The organism is Deltaproteobacteria bacterium, from assembly GCA_011773515.1.
Classification (GTDB): domain Bacteria; phylum Desulfobacterota; class Deferrimicrobia; order J040; family J040; genus WVXK01.
Genome location: WVXK01000011.1, coordinates 1,002 through 3,548, shown reverse-complemented (window position 1 = coordinate 3,548; position 2,547 = coordinate 1,002). Strand labels below are relative to the sequence as shown.

Below are 2,547 nucleotides of genomic sequence, written 5' to 3'. Positions count from 1 at the left end.
AGAGCGGGGGGTCAGTTCCCATATCCTCATATCGAACGGATGGGGAGGCGAAAAAATGTGAGAAAGTGGGAACTGACCCCGAAGGTTCTCACGTAGACGCTTTCCCCCTTTTCCCGGACTTGCTCGTGGATGGAATCGAGATCGGCCTTCGTTCCCTCGGCAATAAGCAGTCGTGTTGCAAACTGCAACATGATCTAGATGCCTCAGGTACCACCGTAGCCGATATTTACCTCTTCGCCCTCGACGATTACAGGCACCAGTTTGCCCCCGGAGATCCTAATCATTTCTTCTTTCATCGATTGACCCCTGGTGACGTCAATGTACTCCACATCGTAGCCGTTTTTCTCGTACTCCTCGAGGGCGCGCACCGTAAAGGGACAGTCGTCTTTCCCGAAAATCCTGACTTTGCTGGACACACCCGATATCCCCTCAACCTCTCCCTTAGCGGGGTCCTTCGGCGGTTCCGCGAAGACCAGGGTTGCAGAGAGCGCAACGACGAGGATTGTTATGAGGACCGCCCGTACATGTCTCATGACTCCCTCCTGCTTTCCATTGGTATTTTTCCCTTTTGGTTGTGCAGACGGATTCCAGTCGGAAAAGGATACAACGCGTAAATTTTCCCGGGAAGGGACGGAGGGTCAGTTCCCATATCCTCAGGTCGGATGGGTGAAAAGGCGATAAATGTGAGGAAATGGGAACTGACCCCGATGTTGGTTAGGAGTTGACAAGAGATTTTTAGTACTGTACGGTACAGTATAAAACAGGTGAGGAGGTTAACCCGTTGTCACAAGAAAAGGGCGATCAAAAACCATTGAGCCCGGCAGGGAAAAAAAGGCGCAAAGCGATCATGGAGGCGGCAATGTCTCTCTTCACAGAGAAGGGCTACGCTGCGGTAACCATGGATGAGATCATCAGCGTGGCCGGCGGGTCGAAGTCTTCCCCGTACAAGTTCTTCGGAAACAAGGAGGGTATTCTGAAAGCTGTGGTGGAATCACTTGCCGACGATATGCTTCAGGAGATCGACATCCCATTTTCCACGTATCAGACTCCCCGGGAGGCGCTCAACCACATCGGTTTTCGTTTAGGCAAGCTCATTCTCTCGGCCAATGCCATCAATCAGTACAGACTTGCGATATCCAACTCCGTCGTACTGCCCGATGCAGCGAGAATGTGGTACGAATCCGGTCCCAGGACGACATTCGAAGGCTTTGCCGAATATCTGAAAAGGGAGAACGCTGCGGGAAGATTGCAGGTAGGCAACCCGACGAGGGCCGCCCTGTTTTTCCTCGGAATGATAGCCTTCAAAGATAACATAACCATGTCGATCGGCGCAGACCCTCCCCCGGATTCTGAGCTGCGGGATATCGTGAAGGAGGCCGTAGACGTTTTTCTCGCAGGCTTCGGGAGATAGCCGTTTCGCCCGTTCCACGGACAACTCCGCAGCCGTCCGCCCACACCGCGTTTCAAGCCCACACATGAGGACTTTAATTTTTTTGTCCCCCCGCAAAAAAATAGTTGACATGTAGTGTACTGTACTGTACAGTACACTATTACTACTCTCATGAATGGATTAACGCAGGGTTAATTCATGGAATGGCAAGGAGGATGACATGCGTACCATTGTTGCAATTTTATTTTCCGTTGTAGTGCTGGTCGTAGCGGTAATGAACGTGGCCTCCGGGCTCGTATCCAACCAACCCAAGGTCCAGACCGCAGAGGTTCACAGGGAGGTCCCCATTCCGGACTCCCTGGACAAGTTCTATCCGCCCGTCGCCGGGAAACAGGCCTACCTGCTGAACATGTTGAAGCTGGACACGTCCTTTTCCGGGATCGTCGTCGATGTTATGGAAAACGACCTGAAGGGGGCCGGGGACAACTTCGCGGAGTTCAGGTCACAGTATCTCGAGGCGGCAAAAATGATACCGGAATGGAAGGGGTTCTATGCGGTAGAACCGGTGGAAAAACTCGGCGCGGTGCTGAAAACGAAAGACCGGGCGGAGATAATGAAAGCCTTCGGTGAGGTAGGCAAGACCTGTCACGAATGCCACGTAGAAACAATGGCCCGCGTGCAGCAGAAGTACCGCTGGGGCGACTTCCGCGAAATCAGCGTGAACGATCCGCTGACCCGGGAGACGACCGACTACTCTCACTTCAAAAAGTACCTCGCCACCAACATGGCGGGAATCAGCGTAAACCTCAGGCAGGGACAGAGCGAAAATGCCCGCGCGCAGTTTCAGGGGTTCAAAGAGAGATTCCAGGCGTTAAAGGGATCCTGCCAGAATTGTCACGACGGGGAGAGCAGGTATTATATCGATCAGGACATAGATAACCTCATCGGGAAGCTGGAGAAGGCCCTCCAGAGCACGAAGATCGACCCCGAGGCGGTGAATGCCCTGATCCAGGGGGTGGGAAGGGAGAGTTGCTCGAAGTGCCACCTGGTGCACGTCCCTGCCGCACTCGCCAAAATGAGGAGGCAATGAAATCATTTTCCGCCCTGTCACCAATAACTTGGGCAGGAAAAGGTGCATACTCCGGGGTCAGTTCCCA

Annotated in this window: 4 protein-coding genes; 2 read left to right on the top strand and 2 right to left on the bottom strand. The window is 53.4% G+C overall.

Annotated elements, in window-relative coordinates; all coding sequences use genetic code 11:
• Positions 1 to 26 precede the first annotated feature (26 nt).
• A complete protein-coding gene (locus tag GTN70_01430; protein ID NIO15659.1) occupies positions 27 to 191 on the bottom strand; it encodes a hypothetical protein in 165 nt (54 codons plus the stop codon).
• A gap of 12 nt (positions 192 to 203) precedes the next feature.
• On the bottom strand, positions 204 to 533 hold the full coding sequence (locus tag GTN70_01425; protein ID NIO15658.1) for a hypothetical protein: 330 nt from the start codon (positions 531 to 533) through the stop codon (positions 204 to 206).
• 248 nt (positions 534 to 781) lie between these two features.
• On the opposite strand from GTN70_01425, the gene GTN70_01420 reads away from it, so the two are divergent.
• Both GTN70_01420 and GTN70_01415 read left to right on the top strand, forming a co-directional pair.
• Positions 782 to 1,411: a TetR family transcriptional regulator gene (locus tag GTN70_01420; protein ID NIO15657.1), complete on the top strand. Its 630-nt coding sequence runs from the start codon at positions 782 to 784 to the stop codon at positions 1,409 to 1,411.
• 199 nt (positions 1,412 to 1,610) lie between these two features.
• A complete protein-coding gene (locus GTN70_01415; GenBank protein ID NIO15656.1) occupies positions 1,611 to 2,480 on the top strand; it encodes a cytochrome c in 870 nt (289 codons plus the stop codon).
• The last annotated feature ends 67 nt before the right edge of the window (positions 2,481 to 2,547 follow it).